The sequence below is a fragment of the Streptomyces sp. NPDC100445 genome, from assembly GCF_044759735.1.
Classification (GTDB): domain Bacteria; phylum Actinomycetota; class Actinomycetes; order Streptomycetales; family Streptomycetaceae; genus Streptomyces.
Genome location: NZ_JBIVZV010000008.1, coordinates 1 through 17154 on the forward strand (window position 1 = coordinate 1; position 17154 = coordinate 17154).

A 17154-nucleotide genomic window follows, 5' to 3' on the forward strand; every position below is an offset into this window, starting at 1 on the left:
CCCGCCCGCGCCCCCCCCCCCCCCCGCCGGGCGGGGGGGCGCGGGGGCGGCCCCGGGCCCCCCCCCCCCCCCCCCCACGCCTGCCGACGGACGCCTCAGACGGTCAGCCGCTCGCCCCGGTCGGGCACCGGCGCCGCGACCGCCTCCGGGGCCTCGTCGTGGGTGAGGTCCGGCAGCCGGTGCAGCCACTTCGGCAGGTACCAGTTGCGCTCGCCGAGCAGCGCCATCACCGCCGGCAGCAGCACCCCGCGGATGACCGTCGCGTCGATGAGCACGGCCGCGGCCAGGCCCACGCCCATCTGCTTCATCGACTGCATGGACAGCGTGCCGAAGATCGCGAACACGGCGACCATGATGACCGCGGCACTGGTCACCACGCCGGCCGTGGTGACCACCCCGTGCCGGATCGCGTCCGTCGTGGACAGGCCCCGCACGTGGGCCTCGCGGATCCGGGAGACCACGAACACGTGGTAGTCCATGGACAGTCCGAACAGGATCACGAAGAGGAACAGCGGTAGCCAGGTCACGATCGCGCCGACGCCCTCCGCGCCCACCAGGGAGGCGCCCCAGCCGTGCTGGAAGACGGCGACCAGGATGCCGTAGGCGGCCGCCACCGACAGCAGGTTGAGCACGATCGAGGTGACGGCGACGGTCAGTGAGCGGAACGACAGCAGCATCAGCAGGAAGGCGAAGACGACCACGAACGCGAAGACCGGCACGACCGAGCCCATCAGCTGGTCGTTGAAGTCGTGGTTGCCCGCGACCTGTCCGGTGATGGGCGCCCGCACACCGTCGACCCGGCCGAGCGTGGCGGGCCGCACCTCGTCGCGCAGCTTCTCCAGGCTCTTCGTCGCCCGGTCCAGGTCGGAACCGCCGACCAGCGGCACGGAGACCAGGGCGACGTCGTGCGCGCCGTACACCTTGACGTCGACCGGGCCGCGCGAGGCGCCCGAGCCGACCGCCCGCTCACGGAAGTCGGCCAGCGCCCGCCGTACCGCGGGAGAGTCGATGTCCTTGGCGCTGACGACGACCTGGGCCGGCGCGGTGCCGCCCGGGAAGGCGTCGTTGAGGCGGTTGTACGTCTGCACGATGGGCAGCGAGTCACCGAACTCCTGGTCCAGGGTGAGCTGCTGGGTCTTCATGCCGAGCGCGGGCGCGGCGACCGCGAGCAGCGCGCCGGCCGCTACCAGGACCGACACCAGCGGCCTGGCCAGCACGACCCGCAGCACGGCCGTCCAGAACCGGCTGCCGCCGGCCGTGCCGCGCGGCCGCGCGGCACGGCGGCCCAGGAACGGCAGCCGTCCCTTCTCCACCCGTCCGCCGAGCAGCGACAGCAGCGCCGGCAGCACGGTCACCGAGCCGACCATGGCGACCGCCACGACCATCAGGGAGGCCAGGCCCATCGCCTCGAACTCGGCGAGCCCGGTGAACAGCATCCCGGCCATCGCCACGCACACGGTGACGCCGGAGACGACGACCGCCCGGCCGCTGGTGGCCGCGGCGATCCGCAGGGCGGTGGCCGGGTCCCGCCCGGCGGCCCGCTCCTCGCGCTCGCGGCGCAGGTAGAACAGGCAGTAGTCGACCCCGACGGCCATGCCGACCAGCAGCATCACGGAGTTGGCGGTGTCGCTCATCGGCTGGAGGTGACTGACCAGGCCCATCAGGCCCATCGTCGCCATGATCGCGGTGACCGCCAGGGCCACCGGCAGCAGCGCGGCCACCAGGGCGCCGAACGCGATCAGCAGGATGCCGAGCGCCACCGGCACCGCCGAGAGCTCCGCCTGCTGGAAGTCGTTGCCGAAGGCGTCCTTGTACTGCTTCTGCATGCTGGCGCCGCCGATCTCCTCGATCCGCAGCGAGCCGTGGTGCGCGCGCACCCCGGCGACGGCGTCCAGGGCCGGCTCGATCCGGTCGGCGGCGGTCTCGGCGTCCCCGCGCAGGTCGAACCGGACGAGGGCGCTGCGCCCGTCGCGCGAGATGGTGTGCGTGTCGTACGGCGAGGTGACGTCCGTTACCCCGCGGGTGCCGCGCAGGGTCTCGACGACGTCGGCGACGGCCGCGCGGAACGCGGCGTCGGTGGCCCCGGTGGAGCCGTTCCTCGACTGGATCAGCACCGTCTCGGAGGCCGGCTCCTTGATCCCGGCCTCGTCGATGATCCGCGCGGCGGTGTGCGTCTCGCCCTTCAGCTGGTCGCCCTCGTCGACGTCGGTGCGGCCCGCCGCCGAACCGAGTCCCATCGCCAGGACGACGAACAGCACCCATACGCCGACGGCGGCCCAGCGGTGCCGGGCGCTCCATCCCCCGGCGCGGGCGGCCAGCCCCCGCACCCGCTCTGTGTTCCCCATGACGGGTCTGCCCCCTCGTGTGCGGTGACGGCCCCCTGCCGCCACCTCCGTGCTTGCTCCGGTTCGACGGTAGGCGCCGGAGCGAGGGGTTCCGTCGTACTGCCCGGTGAGGTGCGCGAGGCCGGGCTCACCGCTGGGGAGGACGGCGGCCCCTTACATCTATCGCCGGTTCTCGGGGGTGGGGCTCGGGGACGGGCCCCGGGGGTACGGCTCGGGGGCGGCGCGTGTGCGAGGCTCTGCGGCATGCGCTACGTCATCATCGGGGCGGGAGCGGTCGGGGGCGCCGTCGGTGGGCGGCTGGACCGGGCCGGGCGCGAGGTCGTCCTCGTCGCCCGTGGCCGGCACCTGGCGGCCCTGCGCGAGAACGGACTGCGCCTGCGGGTCCCCGAGGGCGAGTCCGTCCACCGGCTGCCCGCCGTGGACGGACCGGGCCCGCTGGGGGAGTTGCGTGCCGACGACGTCCTCCTCCTCGCCGTCAAGACCCAGGACACCGTGGCCGCGCTGGACGCCTGGGCCGGCGCACCCGTCGCCGGCGGCGGCACGGCGGGCGAGGTGCTGCCGCTGGTCTGCCTCCAGAACGGCGTCGAGAGCGGACGGCTGGCACTGCGGCGCTTCCGGCACGTCCACGGCGTCTGCGTCTGGCTGCCGTCGACCTTCGTGGAACCCGGTGTCGTCTCCGCCGCCGGCACACCGCTCACCGGCATCCTCCACCTGGGCCGGCTCCCGCACGGCATCGACGACACCGCCCGCCGGATCGCCGCCGACCTGACGGACGCCCGCTTCGAGGTGCCGGTCGTCCCCGACGTGGCCCGCTGGCAGTACGCCAAACTGCTCGGCAACCTCGGCAACGCGCTGGAAGCGCTCAGCGGACCGGTGGCCGGCACGGACGCCGAGGCGCTGTACGCGCGGGTGCGCGCCGAGGGCGAGGTTGTGCTCGACGCCGCCGGGATCACGTACGCCGGGACCCAGGAGCAGCGCGCGGCCCGCGGCGACAAGGTCACCCTCGTCCCGCTCGACGGGGCCCCGCGCGGCGGTGGTTCGTCCTGGCAGTCCCTCGCCCGGGGCACCGGCACCATCGAGGCGGACTACCTCAACGGCGAGATCGTCCTGCTGGGCCGGCTGCACGGTGTGCCGACACCGCTCAACGCCCTGATGCAGCGCCTCGCGAACCGGTTCGCCCGCGAACGCAGGCCGGCCGGCTCCTTGCCCGTCGCCGAACTGGTCCGGCTGGCCGACGAGGCGGCACACCAGGACGGTCGACCCGGGAGCTACCGCTCGCCCGGCCCCGTCCCCCGGCCCGGTCCGCACCCCGCTCCCTGACCCGATGCGCGGGCCCCTTCACCGGGGTCCGCGCCGGGCACGACGAACTCATCGACGCGCGCCGGTGTCCTCCACTTCGACCGACCCCAGGGCGAGTTGGCCGATAACCGCCCCTGGAGGGCGGCGGCCCCGGCGCCCCTGTGACGCGGACGCACGGCCCGGCGCAGAACAGAATGCCGCCGCGGTCCGACGTCACAGGGGAACGCCGGACCGCGGCGGCCGATAGCACACATCCGCCCCCGGGCGGGCCGCCTCACCGAACCTCGCGACACCCACCGCGCGCCGTCCCTAGGGTGAAACACGTGGAAGGTCTGAGGGGACTCACGACGGTGCCGGACGCACCACCGCGCCGCACACCGGGGCGCGGCCCCGTCCGCGGGCCGGCGCGCTCGGCGCCGTCCCGCGCCCGGGACGCGCGCGCGGTCGTCCGCGCCGCCGCCCCCGGCCACCGGACGGCCGGCTCCCGGGTGCCGGTCAACCGACACGCGTCACCCGGACGAGTGGCTGTTTTCGGCCCACTCGGCGTACCCGTGGGCGTGCCGGGCGTGCCCGGCCGTCCGCCGTGGGCGTGGACCACCGGTGCCCGCCCCTCCGCCACGGCCCCGTCCGTCACCGGCGCGCGGACCCGCGACCTCGGTGACGTCGGCGGCCCCGGCGCCTTCCGCGTCCACGGGACGGTCCTCCCGGGCGGACAGCGCGCCGGGAACGGCCGTCCCCAGCCATCCGACGGCTCCCGCGGCCCGGGCCCGAGCCGCCGCCCCAGAAGCGAGGACAGGACATGAGCAGCTACCACTTCGGACCCGACCACGGCCCGGACGGCCCCGGCGGCCGCGGTCGCACCCGCACCCCCTACGCCGATGTGGACCTCCCCGCGCTCATGCACGTCGCCGACCGGTTCACCGAGGCGCTGCACGCGGAGTACCCCCGGCTGGTGAGCAACGGCGAGGTCGTCCAGCGGGAGCTGGCGCGGTCGGCGGAGGACGGACTGCCGCCCAACCGGGGCCGCATCCGCACCGCACTGGAGAACGTCGCCATCGGCGCGGCCGCCGGCACCGCGAGCCTCATCTTCACCCAGCAGCTGACCGACGCCCTCGGTCTGTGAGCCGTCGGGACCCCGCCGCCACGGGGTCCCGGCCCCGCACTTCCGGGCCGGCCGTCAGGCGCCGAGCGCCGCCACGGCCGGGCGGCGCGCCGCGTCGTACCGGTGCAGCAGGACCCGCGCCACCTCAGGCGCCGCCCCCAGCACACCGGCGAGCACGTCCGCCCCGGCCGCGCCGTGCGCGATGCGGTCCGGCAGGAAACCGGGGGCCAGGACGTACGGCGCGACAGCCACCCGCTCGCAGCCGAGGGCCCGCAACTCCCGTACGGCGTCCTCGGTGCGCGGGAGGGCCGCCGAGGCGAACGCGGGCCGCACGGCGCCCCAGCCGGTGCGCCACCACTGCCGCGCGACGGAGGAGATCCCCGCGATCGCCTCCGGGTCGGAGGACCCCGCCGACGCCAGCACCACCCCGGTCGAGGCCTTGTCGGCGGGCGTCAGCCCCGCCTCGTACAGCCGCCGTTCCAGCGCGGACAGCAGCAGCGGTGACGGGCCCAATACGTCCGCCTGCCGGATCCGCAGCCGCGCCGGCGCCTCCCGCAGCACCGCGGGGATGTCGGCCTTGGCGTGGAAGGCCCGGGTGAGCAGCAGCGGCAGCGCCACCACGTCCCGCACCCCCTGCGCCACCAGCGACTCCAGCACCCCGGACGCGGAGGGCACGTTGAAGTCGAGGAACCCGGTCTCCACGCGCAGGCCGGGCCGCAGCGACCGTACCCGCTCCACGAGGGCGTGCACGGTCGCGGCGTGCCGCGGGTCACGGCTGCCGTGGGCGATGACGAGGAGGACCGGTTCACTGCGCACGGGACGTCAGCTCTTCACCAGCAGACCGCGGCTGCGCAGCACCCACCGCTCCAGCGGACTGAAGATCAGCAGGTCGATCGCGATACCGACGAACAGGATGAGCAGGATCGCCTCGAACACCATGGCCATGTCGCTGGCGGTGCGCGCGTTCTCCAGCAACTGGCCGAGGCCCACGCCCAGGTCGGGGAAGCTGGCGATGATCTCCGCGGCCATCAGCGAGCGCCAGGAGAACGCCCAGCCCTGCTTCAGTCCCGCCACGTAGCCGGGCAGCGCGGCCGGCAGCGTGACGTGCCAGACGCCCCGCAGGCCGGTCGCGCCCATCGTCCGCCCCGCCCGCAGGAACAGCGGCGGCACCTGGTCGACGCCGGACACCAGCCCGTTGGCGATGGACGGGACCGCGCCGAGCAGGATGACCGCGTACATCATCTTGTTGTTCAGGCCCAGCCAGATCAGGGCCGGCGGCACCCACGCCACCGACGGCAGTGACTGGAGCCCGGACAGGATCGGGCCGATGGCCGCGCGCACGAACCGCACGCGCGCCACGACCAGCCCCAGCGGGGTCCCGATCAGCAGTGCGAAGAAGAAGCCCAGCAGACCCCGGGAGACGCTGGTCCAGATGTAGTCGAGCAGCCTGCCGCCCAGCCAGTCGGCCTCGACCGCGTGCCAGACCGCCGACGGGGACGGCAGTTTCGTCGGGTCGTCGGCGATCCCCAGGGTGATCAGACCCTGCCAGACCACCAGGACCACGACGAGCGCGCTGACCGGCGGCAGGACCTTGTCCAGGAGGGTCCGCCGCAGGGAGGGGCGGCTGGTGGCCGAGGTCTCCAGGGCGTCGAGGCCGGCCTCGACGCTCCCGGCGTCCTTGACCGGTGTCGTCTCAGTGCTGGCCATGGCGGCGGATCTCCCCACGCAGTACTTCGGTGATCTCCAGGGACAGTTCCGCCACGGGCGCGTCCTCGATGCGGCGCGGCTGCGGGATGTCCACCCTCCACTCGCGGGCCACCCGGCCCGGTCGGGAGGACAGCAGGACGACCCGCTGGGCGAGCCGCACCGCCTCGCGCACGTTGTGCGTCACGAACAGCACGGACAGGCCCGTCTCCTGCCAGATACGGGTCAGTTCGTCGTGCAGCACGTCCCGGGTGATGGCGTCGAGGGCCGCGAACGGCTCGTCCATCAGCAGCAGGCCGCTCTGCTGCGCCAGCGCGCGGGCCAGCGCCACGCGCTGGCGCATGCCGCCGGACAGTTCGTGCACGCGCTTGCCGTACGCGCCCTTCAGCCGGACCAGTTCCAGCAGTTCCTCGGCCTTGCCCCGCCGCTCGGGCTTGGCGACGCCCCGCAGCTTCAGGGCGAGTTCGATGTTCTTGCCCGCGGTCAGCCACGGGAAGAGGGCGTGTTCCTGGAACATCAGCGCCGGCCGGCCGTCCGTGTGGATGGCGCCGGCGGACGGCCGGTCGAGGCCGGCCACCAGGTTGAGCAGTGTGGACTTGCCGCAGCCCGAGGCCCCCAGGAGGGTGACGAACTCGCCCGGAGCGACATCGATGGTGATGTCGTCCAGGACGAGCTGCTGCCCACCGGGTGTCGCGAAGGACTTCGAGACGTGCTCGAGGCGTGCCGCGTACTCGACCGACCGGTCGGCCGTGGCGAGGGTCGTGGCCATGGTCGTCACCTCCTGGGGACTCGTCGCGGACCCGGGGTCAGCCGACGCCGAGACCGGCGGCGTCGACCGGGCTGCCGCCCGTGGCCTTGAGGACCCTGTTTAGGATCGTCAGGTCGTAGATCCCCTTGAGGTCCGGCTTCTCCAGCAGACCGGCCTTGACCGCGTGCTGCGCCTCGGTGCGCAGGGTGGCGGCCAGCGGGTCGTCGGTGATCTGGATGGACTTCCACGCCGGGTCCAGGACCTTGGCCGGGAGCGCCTTGCCGGAGTCCGACGCCAGCTGCTTGTTGGCCGCGGCCTTCGCCTCGTCGGGGTTGGCGTTGATCCATTTGTTCGTCTCGACGGACGCCTTCAGCACCGCCTCGACGGCCTTCGGGTGCGCCTTGAGGAACTTCTGCGACACGATGACGTTCGTGATCACGAACTTTTTGTCCGGCCACAGCGACGACTCGTCCAGCAGCACCTTGCCGCCCTCGGCGACCAGCTTGGACGCGGTGGGCTCGGGCACCCAGGCGCCGTCGATGGACCCGGACCTGTAGGCGTCCGGGGTCACCTTGTTGTCGGTGCGGACGACCGTGACGTCCCCCTTGCCGCTCTGCGCGTCGACCTTCCAGCCCTGCTCCGCGGCCCAGTTGAGGAACGCCACGTCCTGCGTGTTGCCCAGCTGCGGCGTGGCGATCCGCTTGCCCTCGACGTCCTTCAGGGACTTGATCTTCTTCGGGTCGACGACGAGCTTCACGCCGCCGGCGGCCGAACCGCCGATGATCTTGAGGCTCTGGCCGTTCGACTTGGTGTAACCGTTGATCGCCGGGGAGGGGCCGATCCAGCCGATGTCGAGGGAACCGGAGTTGAGGGCCTCGATCTCGGACGGGCCGGCGTTGAAGATCGCGGGCTTGACCTCGGTCGCGCCGAGGGCCTTCTGGAAGAAGCCCTTCTCCATGCCGACCAGGGCGGTCGCGTGGGTCAGGTTGCCGAAGTAACCGATCCGGACGGAGTCGAGCCCGTCGGTCTTCTTCGACCCGGCGGCGACCTTGGCGGGGGCGTCGTCCTTGGACTCGGAGCCGTAGCCGCAGGCGGCCAGGGTGAGCAGGGGGAGCGCGGCGACGGCGGCTATGCCGCGGCGGAGCGGGGTGGAGCGGCTGGCAGGCACGGGAGGTGTTCCTCTCGTTGGCCCGGCGGTCACGGTCGTTCAGGTCGTGGCCGGGAAATCGGCGTTCGGTCTTCGTCGTGTCCGGGGCGTCGGGTGGGGGGACGGGGCGCGCAGGCGGTGCGCGTACGTCATCACACACATCGGGCGACCCCGCCCTGCCCGCTGCCGAGGGCGCCGCTGCCGACGCGGCCGCCCTCCTTCGCGAACGTGGAGTAGAAATCGGTCGTCGTCATGGTCAGAAGTCCCACCCGTCGTCGTGGGTCTCGTCCTTGACCGGTTCGGGCGCCGCGAACGACTCGCCGACCATGCCGGCGGTGAGCGTGGTGCCGTCGGCGGGGTCGATCAGGATGAAGGAGCCGGTGCGGCGCGAGTCGGCGTAGGAGTCCACCGGCAGCGGCTCGGCGGTACGGATCTTCACCCGGCCGATGTCGTTGGCGACGAGCCGGCCCGGATGCGGGTGCAGGGACAGGTCGTCGAGCGTGAGCCGGGAGGGGATGTCCTTCACGACCGCCTTGACCGTGCGGGTGCCGTGCTTGAGCAGCACCCGGTGGCCGACGGTCAACGGGGCGTCGGCGACGTGGCAGACGGTGGCCTCCACGTCCCGCGTGGTGGCCGGGGCGTCCTGGGTCGGGACGATCAGGTCGCCGCGCGAGACGTCGATGTCGTCCTCCAGCAGGACCGTCACCGACTGCGTCGTCCAGGCCGCGTCGACCGGCTCGCCCAGCAGGTCGATCCCGGCGATCCGCGTGGTCCGGCCGGACGGCAGCACCGTGACGTCCTCGCCGACCCGGAACGTGCCGGCCGCGATCTGGCCCGCGTACCCCCGGTAGTCGGGATGCTCGGCGGACTGCGGCCGGATCACGTACTGCACGGGCAGCCGAGCGTGGCAGTGCGCCAGGTCGTGGCTGACCGGCACGGTCTCCAGGTGCTCCAGCACGGTGGGGCCGCCGTACCAGTCCATGTTCGCCGACGGCTCCACCACGTTGTCCCCGGCGAGCGCCGAGATCGGGACGGCGGTGACCTCGGGGATGCCCAGCTCGGTCGCGTACGCCGTGAACTCCTCGGCGATGGCGGCGAACACCGGTTCCGCGTACACGACCAGGTCCATCTTGTTCACGGCCAGGACGACGTGCGGCACCCGGAGCAGGGCGGCGATGGCCGCGTGCCGGCGGGTCTGCTCGACCACGCCGTTGCGGGCGTCGACCAGGACCACCGTCAGTTCGGCGGTGGAGGCGCCCGTGACCATGTTGCGGGTGTACTGCACGTGGCCCGGCGTGTCGGCGAGGATGAACCGGCGGCGCGGGGTCGCGAAGTAGCGGTAGGCGACGTCGATGGTGATGCCCTGCTCCCGCTCGGCGCGCAGGCCGTCGGTGAGCAGCGCGAGGTCCGGGCCCTCCTGGCCGCGGCTCGCGGAGACACGCTCCACGGCCTCCAGCTGGTCGGTGAGGACCGACTTGGAGTCGTGCAGCAGCCGGCCGACGAGGGTGGACTTGCCGTCGTCCACGGAACCGGCCGTGGCGAACCGCAGCAGGGTGGTCTCCGGGAGGACCTCGGTGGTGGTCGTGCTCATCCTTAGAAGTACCCCTCGCGCTTGCGGTCTTCCATCGCGGCCTCGGACATCTTGTCGTCGGCGCGGGTCGCGCCCCGCTCGGTGAGCCGGGAGGCGGCGATCTCGGCGATCACGGCGTCCAGCGTGGTGGCGTCGGAGTCGACGGCGCCGGTGCACGACATGTCACCGACGGTGCGGTAGCGCACCTGGCGCAGTTCGACGCTCTCGCCGTCCTTCGGGCCGCCCCACTCGCCGGCCGTCAGCCACATGCCGCCGCGCGCGAACACCTCGCGCTCGTGCGCGAAGTAGATCCGCGGCAGCTCGATGCCCTCCCGGGCGATGTACTGCCAGACGTCCAGCTCGGTCCAGTTCGACAGCGGGAAGACCCGGACGTGCTCGCCGGGGGCGTGCCGGCCGTTGTACAGGTTCCACAGCTCGGGGCGCTGGCGGCGGGGGTCCCACTGGGAGAACTCGTCGCGCAGGGAGAAGACGCGCTCCTTGGCGCGGGCCTTCTCCTCGTCCCGGCGTCCGCCGCCGAACACGGCGTCGAACCGCTCGCCCTGGATCCGCTCGGTGAGGGGCAGCGTCTGGAGCGGGTTGCGGGTGCCGTCGGGCCGTTCCCGGAGCACACCGCGGTCGATGTAGTCCTGGACGGAGGCCACGTGGAGACGCAGCCCGTGCGCGGCCACCACGCGGTCCCGGTACTCCAGGACCTCCGGGAAGTTGTGCCCGGTGTCCACGTGCAGCAGGGAGAACGGCACCGGGGCCGGGGCGAACGCCTTCAGCGCCAGGTGCAGCATGACGATGGAGTCCTTGCCGCCGGAGAAGAGGATCACCGGGTTCTCGAACTCGCCCGCCACCTCGCGGAAGATGTGCACGGCCTCGGACTCGAGGGCGTCCAGATGCGACAGGGCGTACGGGCTGTGCGTGCCCTCTTCCACCGTGACGACCGCGGTCATGCCCATCCCCTCTCGCTCAGCAGCGCGTACACCGACGCCGCGGACTCCTGCACCGTCTGGTGCTGCGACTCGATCCGCAGGTCGGGTGCGGCCGGCTCCTCGTACGGGTCGTCGACGCCGGTCAGCCCGGTCAGCTCGCCCGCGGCCTGCTTGGCGTACAGCCCCTTCACGTCGCGCACGCTGCACACCTCGACCGGGGTCGCGACATGGATCTCCAAGTACGGCGTCCCGTTCTCCTCGTGCCGCTTGCGCACCGCGTCCCGGCTGTCCGCGTACGGCGCGATCACCGGGACCAGCGCGGTGACGCCGTTGCGGGCGAGCAGTTCGGCGACGAAGCCGATGCGCTGCACGTTGGTGTGCCGGTCCTCGCGGGAGAAGCCGAGGCCCGCCGAGATGAACTCGCGGATCTCGTCGCCGTCGAGCACCTCGACGCGCCGCCCGCCGGCGCGCAGCCGGCCGGCCAGCTCGTACGCGATGGTGGTCTTGCCGGCGCTCGGCAGGCCCGTGAGCCAGACGGTGGCTCCCGTGGTCACGTGGTTCTCCTGTATCTGGTCGTCCGTCATCCGTGCAGTCCGCACTCGGTCTTGCCGCGGCCCGCCCAGCGGCCGGCGCGCGCGTCCTCGCCCGCCAGGACCCTGCGGGTGCACGGGGCGCAGCCGATGGAGGCGTAGCCGTCGGTCAGCAACGGGTTGGCGAGCACGCCGTGTTCGGCGATGTACGCGTCCACGTCGTCCTGGGTCCAGCGGGCGATCGGGGAGACCTTGACCTTGCGGCGCTTGTCGTCCCAGCCGACGACCGGGGTGCCGGCCCGGGTCGGGGACTCGTCGCGGCGCAGTCCGGTCGCCCACGCCCGGTAGCCGCCGAGGCCCTCTTCGAGGGGGCGCACCTTGCGCAGGGCGCAGCACAGGTCGGGGTCCCGGTCGTGCAGCTTCGGGCCGTACTCCGCGTCCTGCTCGGCGACCGTCTGCCGCGGGGTGAGGGTGATGACGTTGACGTCCATCACGGCCTCCACGGCGTCGCGGGTGCCGATGGTCTCCGGGAAGTGGTAGCCGGTGTCGAGGAAGACGACGTCCACGCCCTTGAGCACCCGGGAGGCGAGATGGGCGACCACGGCGTCCTCCATGGAGGAGGTGACGCAGAACTCCCTGCCGAAGGTGTCCACCGCCCACCGGAGGATCTCCAGTGCGCTGGCGTCCTCCAGCTCGCGCCCCGCCCGCTCGGCGAGTGCCTTCAGATCCTCGTCCGTACGGCCTTCCTGAGCCGTCGTCATATGCGTTCGTCCCCTTCGTGGTCGGCTCGCCGGAGTCCCCGGGCCAGCAGCCCGAGGAACTTCAGCCGGAAGGCGCGGTTGCACGCCCCGCATTCCCAGGCACCGTGGCCCTCGTCATGGGGACGCAGGTCCTCGTCGCCGCAGTAGGGGCAGTGGAAGGGGGCGGCCCGCTCGCTCACGACAGCGCCTCCTCGGAGGCCCGCGCCGCCCAGGCCGCGAACCGCTCGCCGTCGGCGCGTTCCGCCTGGAAGCGCTTGAGCACCCGCTCGACGTAGTCGGGCAGTTCGTCAGCGGTGACCTTCAGGCCGCGCACCTTGCGGCCGAAGCCCGCCTCCAGGCCGAGCGCGCCGCCGAGGTGCACCTGGTAGCCCTCGACCTGCCGGCCCCGGTCGTCGAGGACCAGCTGGCCCTTGAGACCGATGTCCGCCACTTGGATACGGGCGCAGGCGTTCGGGCAGCCGTTGAGGTTGATGGTGATCGGCTCGTCGAAGTCCGGCAGCCGGCGCTCGAGTTCGTCGATCAGCTGGGAGCCGCGCTGCTTGGTCTCGACGATGGCGAGCTTGCAGAACTCGATACCGGTGCAGGCCATCGTGCCGCGCCGGAAGGAGGACGGCCGCGCGGAGAGGTCCAGCGCCTCCAGACCCTCGACCAGCGACTCGACCCGGTCCTGCTCGACGTCGAGGATGATCATCTTCTGTTCGACGGTGGTCCGCACCCGGCCCGAGCCGTGTGCCTCCGCGAGGTCGGCGATCTTCGTCAGCGTGGCGCCGTCCACGCGGCCGACGCGCGGGGCGAACCCGACGTAGAACCGGCCGTCCCGCTGCCGGTGCACCCCGATGTGGTCGCGCCACTGCCGCACCGGCTGCTCGGGGGCGGGCCCGTCGACGAGGCTGCGGTGCAGGTACTCGTCCTCCAGCACCTGCCGGAACTTCTCCGGGCCCCAGTCGGCGACCAGGAACTTCAGGCGGGCGCGGGTGCGCAGCCGGCGGTAGCCGTAGTCACGGAAGATCGAGAGGACGCCCTCGTGGACGTCCGCCACCTCGTCGATCGGCACCCAGGCGCCCAGGCGCACGCCCAGCTTGGGGTTGGTGGACAGGCCGCCGCCCACCCACACGTCGAAGCCCGGCCCGTGCTCGGGGTGGCGCACGCCGACGAACGCGACGTCGTTGATCTCGTGCACGACGTCCAGCAGCGGCGAGCCGGAGATGGCCGTCTTGAACTTCCGCGGCAGGTTCGAGTAGGCCGGGTTGTTCAGGACGCGGCGCTTCATCTCCTCCAGCGCCGGGGTGGCGTCGATGATCTCGTCCTCGGCGATGCCCGCCACCGGGGAGCCGATCATCACGCGCGGGGTGTCGCCGCAGGCGGTGACGGTGGACAGGCCGACGCCCTCCAGCCGTTCCCAGACCGCGGGCACGTCCTCGATGCGGATCCAGTGGTACTGCACGTTCTGCCGGTCGGTGATGTCGGCGGTGCCGCGCGCGAACTCCTGCGAGACCTCGCCCATCACCCGCAGCTGCCGCGTGGTGAGCGCGCCGCCGTCGATGCGGACGCGCAGCATGAAGTACTCGTCGTCCAGCTCCTCCGGCTCCAGGATCGCGGTCTTGCCGCCGTCGATCCCGGGCTTGCGCTGGGTGTACAGCCCCCACCAGCGCATCCGGCCGCGCAGGTCGTTGGGGTCGATCGAGTCGAAACCGCGCTTGGAGTAGATCGTCTCAATGCGTGTCCGCACATTGAGACCGTCGTCGTCCTTCTTGAACTGCTCGTTGCCGTTGAGCGGGGTGTGGTGTCCCACCGCCCACTGACCCTCACCGCGGTGACGGCTCACCTTGCGGCGGGGCGCGGAGGCGGCGGGGTCCTGTGGGGTGGCGGCCATGGTTCTACGTCCTTCGGGACAGGCGGAAATCGGCTCTGACCTGCGCATGCGTGCGCACGCGGGCAGACGCGCGCGTCCTTGCGCGGCAGGAATCGGTGCGAGAGGGGTCGGCGGTGCTGGTGCTGTCAGCCCGCCGGACAGATGGCGCTGGACATGCGGCCGAGGTCGACGTGCCGCCGACTCACCAAGGCAACTCCAGTTCCGGACATGACGGAAGCGTGTCACGGCGATCTGGACACAGTCCAGCTTCGTCCATCATCCGGACATCTTCGTCCCGCTATACGAGACGAGCGTGTCGTCGCTCACATACGCCGCGCACGGTCTTGTCCCGGCAGGTCAGGAGGGGTATGCGCCGGGCCACGGGCCCGGTGTCACCGCTTCCGCTTCCAGCTCCACCTTGGTGTCGAACAGCTTGAAGCCCCGGCGCTGGTAGTTGGCCATCGCGAACTCGCCGTCCTTGCTGCACGTGTGCAGCCACACCCGCTTCGTCGGCGCCAGTTCCGGCCACCGCTCGGCCAGGTCCCAGGCGCGGGCCGTGCCGTACGACAGCAGCGCGCCGCCGATGCGCCGGCCCCGGAAGGCGGGGAGCAGCCCGAAGTAGGCGATCTCCACCACGCCCCCGTCCGTCGGGTCCAGCTCCGCGTAGCCGGCCGGGGTGCCCCGGTCGTAGGCCACCCAGGTCTCCACGCCCGGCCGGTCCAGGTACTCCCGCCACCGCGCGTACGTCCAGCCCAGCCGGTCGGTCCAGTGGACGTCGCCGCCGACCGAGGCGTACAGGAACCGGCTGAACTCGGGGGAGGGCACCTCGGCGCGGACGATCCGGACGTCGCCGTCGGGCGCGGCGGCGGGCAGGAGGTCGGCCGGAGAGGTCTGCTCCAGGGACCATGTGGTGACGGGGTGGCTGCTCATGCGGGTCAGGGAATCATCCCGCCGCCCGGTCTGTCGATCGGCTTCCGGGTCAGCCCAGGGAGCGGTCGAGGTCGGCCAGCGGCAGGGCGAACAGCATCCGGTCCGACAGCGACCACACCTCGCCGGTCTCCTGCCAGTAGGACAGGGAGCCCGCGTCCCGCGCCCAGCAGCGGTGCGAGGAGTCCGGGCCGCACCGGGCCGCGTCGGCGCCCGCGGTGTCCTGCCGCCACATGCCCCCGCGCCCGTCCCGCGAGCCGGGCAGGCGTCCCACATACCAGGACGGGTGGTCCGCCCCCGCCTTCCGGTACGACAGCACGCCCCGGACGCCGGTCGCCCGGGTGCGGTAGGCCTCCACCGCGTCGACGCGTCCCGCGGCGTTTGTGGCGAGCAGCCCGGCACGCGCCGGGTCGGTGCTGAACGCGTACCGCCACAGGCGGGTGTGCCGGTCGCCGCCGGGCTCGGTCCACTCCGCGGCGACCAGGCTGTCGGGTGCCGTGCCGCGGTCGAGGGAGAGCGCGCCGGGACACGGCGGCCCGGAGGCGGCGCAGCGGCCGGAGGCGAACCGGTAGGAGCCGACCGCGGGCAGCACGTAGCGGTACCCGTCGGCGGACCAGCCGCCCGGGACCCGGCCGATCGCGGGCCCGTCGACCGTGGTGCGCTGGACGCGGTCCAGGTCGTAGACGTAGAGCGCGTCGGCGCTGCCCGTCCGGGCGGTGACCAACAGCTTGTTCTCGTACCAGACCATGCCGGAGATCCCGGAGGCCAGCGGCCGGTAGTCCCGGCCGCCGCGGGCCGGCACGACCAGCAGCACCCAGCGGTAGGCGAGGTGGGCGGGGTCGTCGGCGTCGACGAAGGCGACCCGGGCCAGGCTCCGTCCGGCGGGCCGGCCGGTGCCGGCGGGGTGCGTCCAGCCGGCCAGGACGACGCGGTGGGTGCCCCAGACGCCGTCGTCGTCGGCGTCGCCGGAGGTGGTGACCGAGGCGGGCCGCCAGCCCTCGCCGGGGCCGTCGGCCCGGTCCCAGCAGTAGCCGCGGGCGGGGGCCGGGGCGACGGGCAGCGAGGCACGCTCGTCGGAGGAGCAGTGGGCGGCGCCGCGCAGGGTGCGGTCGGCGCTGCGCAGCACGGCGTCCACGCCGACCGGGCGGCCCATGCCGGCGGCGAGCCGGTCCAGGGTGGGGGCGGGCACCAGGTGCTCCTGGAGCCGGAGCGGGCCGGTGTCCGCCGGGGAGGTGAGCGGCTTGAGCGCGCCGGGGTTCTCGGCGACCTGGGCCTGTGACGCGCTGATCAGGGTCGCGGCGGCGGTCAGCGCCAGCGCGGTCCCGGCCAGCACGCCGCGCAGTGCCGCGCCCCGCCTGCGCCGGCGGTGTCTGCCGCGATGCTTCATCTCTCCTCCAGAAGGCGGGCCAACTGCGCCTGATGGTCCGTACGTTGACGCGAGGAGCAGATGGGGAGGCCCGTACGGGATGCTACGGCAGGAACGGGTCCCGTAGGGCAAAGACCGCGCACTTGGACGGAAACACCCGCTCAGGGGAGTGCCGTCCGGCCCGCCGGCGCGTTTCCGCGGGCCGGGCCGGGGTGGCCGTTCCCGAGGTCACGGCGCCTGCGGGCCACCGCCGGCGCCGCGGACCGGGGGAGCAGGTCACGGGAGTTGCCGGGGAGCAGCACCTCGACGTCCGCTTCCGCGTGGAAGCGGTACGGCCGGTGCTGGAGGAACCCCCCGAGGTACCGCCGGACCCCGGACATCTCGGCCCGCACGGTCACCGTCCTGGAGGCGTCCCCGAACAGCTCCTCGGCCAACCCCGCCGCCCCCCGCCCGGCGGGGTGCTCCGCGAGCAGGAACAGCAACTCGGCGTGCCGGGGACTGACTTCCCGGGTCCAGGAGGCCGACGGTGCCACGACCGTCAGCGTGCGACGGTCCGGCCGGGCCAGGTCCAGCACGATCCGCGCCGCCGGGACGGCGAGCGGCTCGTCCCGCGCCCGCAGCAGCCAGCCCCCGGCCAGCGGCTCCACCGCGCACGTGCCGAGCGCCGGCAGCCGGTGTCGGCCCGGCGCGATCCCCTTCGGCAGCGCCACCCGCCGTACGTACGGCATCCCGGTCACGGTCGCCGTCCAGCCGTCCCGATCCACGGCCACCGCGCGTCCGGGCAGCCGCGCCAACACCGGTCCGAGGGCCAGGCCTTTCGGCAGGGTGCCGAAGGACGCGCCGTGGTCGCCGCCCAGCCGGGAGG

At 73.3% G+C, this 17154-nt stretch carries 16 protein-coding genes and 1 pseudogene; 2 read left to right on the forward strand and 15 right to left on the reverse strand.

What is annotated here, in order from left to right; translation table 11 throughout:
• Nucleotides 1–95 precede the first annotated feature (95 nt).
• Nucleotides 96–2345 carry an MMPL family transporter gene (locus ACIQVT_RS19690; RefSeq protein ID WP_403754933.1) on the reverse strand — a complete coding sequence of 750 codons (2250 nt, stop codon included), beginning with the start codon at nt 2343–2345 and terminating at the stop codon, nt 96–98.
• A gap of 243 nt (nt 2346–2588) precedes the next feature.
• Between ACIQVT_RS19690 and ACIQVT_RS19695 the strand changes: the two genes are divergently transcribed.
• Both ACIQVT_RS19695 and ACIQVT_RS19700 read left to right on the forward strand, forming a co-directional pair.
• On the forward strand, nt 2589–3665 hold the full coding sequence (locus ACIQVT_RS19695) for a ketopantoate reductase family protein (protein ID WP_403754936.1): 1077 nt from the start codon (nt 2589–2591) through the stop codon (nt 3663–3665).
• Nucleotides 3666–4443: 778 nt separating this feature from the next.
• Nucleotides 4444–4767 (forward strand): hypothetical protein, encoded by a 324-nt coding sequence (locus ACIQVT_RS19700; protein ID WP_403754939.1) that lies wholly within the window; start codon nt 4444–4446, stop codon nt 4765–4767.
• Between the two features lie 54 nt (nt 4768–4821).
• On the opposite strand, the gene ACIQVT_RS19705 is transcribed toward ACIQVT_RS19700, so the two are convergent.
• The 14 genes and pseudogenes from ACIQVT_RS19705 to ACIQVT_RS19770 all read right to left on the reverse strand — a co-directional run.
• A complete protein-coding gene (locus ACIQVT_RS19705) occupies nt 4822–5562 on the reverse strand; it encodes a sirohydrochlorin chelatase (protein ID WP_403754942.1) in 741 nt (246 codons plus the stop codon).
• Nucleotides 5563–5568: 6 nt separating this feature from the next.
• Nucleotides 5569–6453, reverse strand: a complete 885-nt coding sequence (locus tag ACIQVT_RS19710; RefSeq protein ID WP_403754944.1) for an ABC transporter permease — start codon at nt 6451–6453, stop codon at nt 5569–5571.
• Nucleotides 6440–7219: an ABC transporter ATP-binding protein gene (locus ACIQVT_RS19715; RefSeq protein ID WP_403754947.1), complete on the reverse strand. Its 780-nt coding sequence runs from the start codon at nt 7217–7219 to the stop codon at nt 6440–6442. Before ACIQVT_RS19715 ends, ACIQVT_RS19710 begins: the two co-directional genes overlap by 14 nt.
• 37 nt (nt 7220–7256) lie before the next feature.
• Entirely contained in the window at nt 7257–8366 is a 1110-nt protein-coding gene (locus ACIQVT_RS19720; protein ID WP_403754950.1) for an aliphatic sulfonate ABC transporter substrate-binding protein, read from the reverse strand.
• A gap of 235 nt (nt 8367–8601) precedes the next feature.
• Complete coding sequence (locus ACIQVT_RS19725; RefSeq protein ID WP_403754953.1) at nt 8602–9936, reverse strand: sulfate adenylyltransferase subunit 1; 1335 nt, start codon at nt 9934–9936, stop codon at nt 8602–8604.
• A gap of 2 nt (nt 9937–9938) precedes the next feature.
• Complete coding sequence (gene cysD, locus ACIQVT_RS19730) at nt 9939–10874, reverse strand: sulfate adenylyltransferase subunit CysD (RefSeq protein WP_403754956.1); 936 nt, start codon at nt 10872–10874, stop codon at nt 9939–9941.
• Nucleotides 10871–11407, reverse strand: coding sequence for an adenylyl-sulfate kinase (gene cysC / locus ACIQVT_RS19735; RefSeq protein ID WP_403754959.1), 537 nt, complete (start codon nt 11405–11407; stop codon nt 10871–10873). Before cysC ends, cysD begins: the two co-directional genes overlap by 4 nt.
• A gap of 26 nt (nt 11408–11433) precedes the next feature.
• Nucleotides 11434–12144, reverse strand: a complete 711-nt coding sequence (locus tag ACIQVT_RS19740) for a phosphoadenylyl-sulfate reductase (protein WP_403754962.1) — start codon at nt 12142–12144, stop codon at nt 11434–11436.
• Complete coding sequence (locus tag ACIQVT_RS19745; protein ID WP_403754965.1) at nt 12141–12323, reverse strand: hypothetical protein; 183 nt, start codon at nt 12321–12323, stop codon at nt 12141–12143. The genes ACIQVT_RS19740 and ACIQVT_RS19745 overlap by 4 nt, the downstream gene beginning before the upstream one ends.
• Nucleotides 12320–14017 (reverse strand): nitrite/sulfite reductase, encoded by a 1698-nt coding sequence (locus ACIQVT_RS19750; protein WP_403754968.1) that lies wholly within the window; start codon nt 14015–14017, stop codon nt 12320–12322. The genes ACIQVT_RS19745 and ACIQVT_RS19750 overlap by 4 nt, the downstream gene beginning before the upstream one ends.
• Before the next feature lie 125 nt (nt 14018–14142).
• Complete coding sequence (locus ACIQVT_RS19755) at nt 14143–14226, reverse strand: putative leader peptide (protein WP_360852596.1); 84 nt, start codon at nt 14224–14226, stop codon at nt 14143–14145.
• 127 nt (nt 14227–14353) lie between these two features.
• Nucleotides 14354–14926 (reverse strand): GNAT family N-acetyltransferase, encoded by a 573-nt coding sequence (locus tag ACIQVT_RS19760; RefSeq protein ID WP_403754972.1) that lies wholly within the window; start codon nt 14924–14926, stop codon nt 14354–14356.
• Nucleotides 14927–14975: 49 nt separating this feature from the next.
• The gene (locus ACIQVT_RS19765) at nt 14976–16310 is read right to left on the reverse strand and encodes a hypothetical protein (protein WP_403754976.1); all 1335 of its coding nucleotides are present in this window, start codon (nt 16308–16310) and stop codon (nt 14976–14978) included.
• 140 nt (nt 16311–16450) lie between these two features.
• A pseudogene (locus ACIQVT_RS19770) lies at nt 16451–17154 on the reverse strand (transcriptional regulator); the annotation flags it as partial.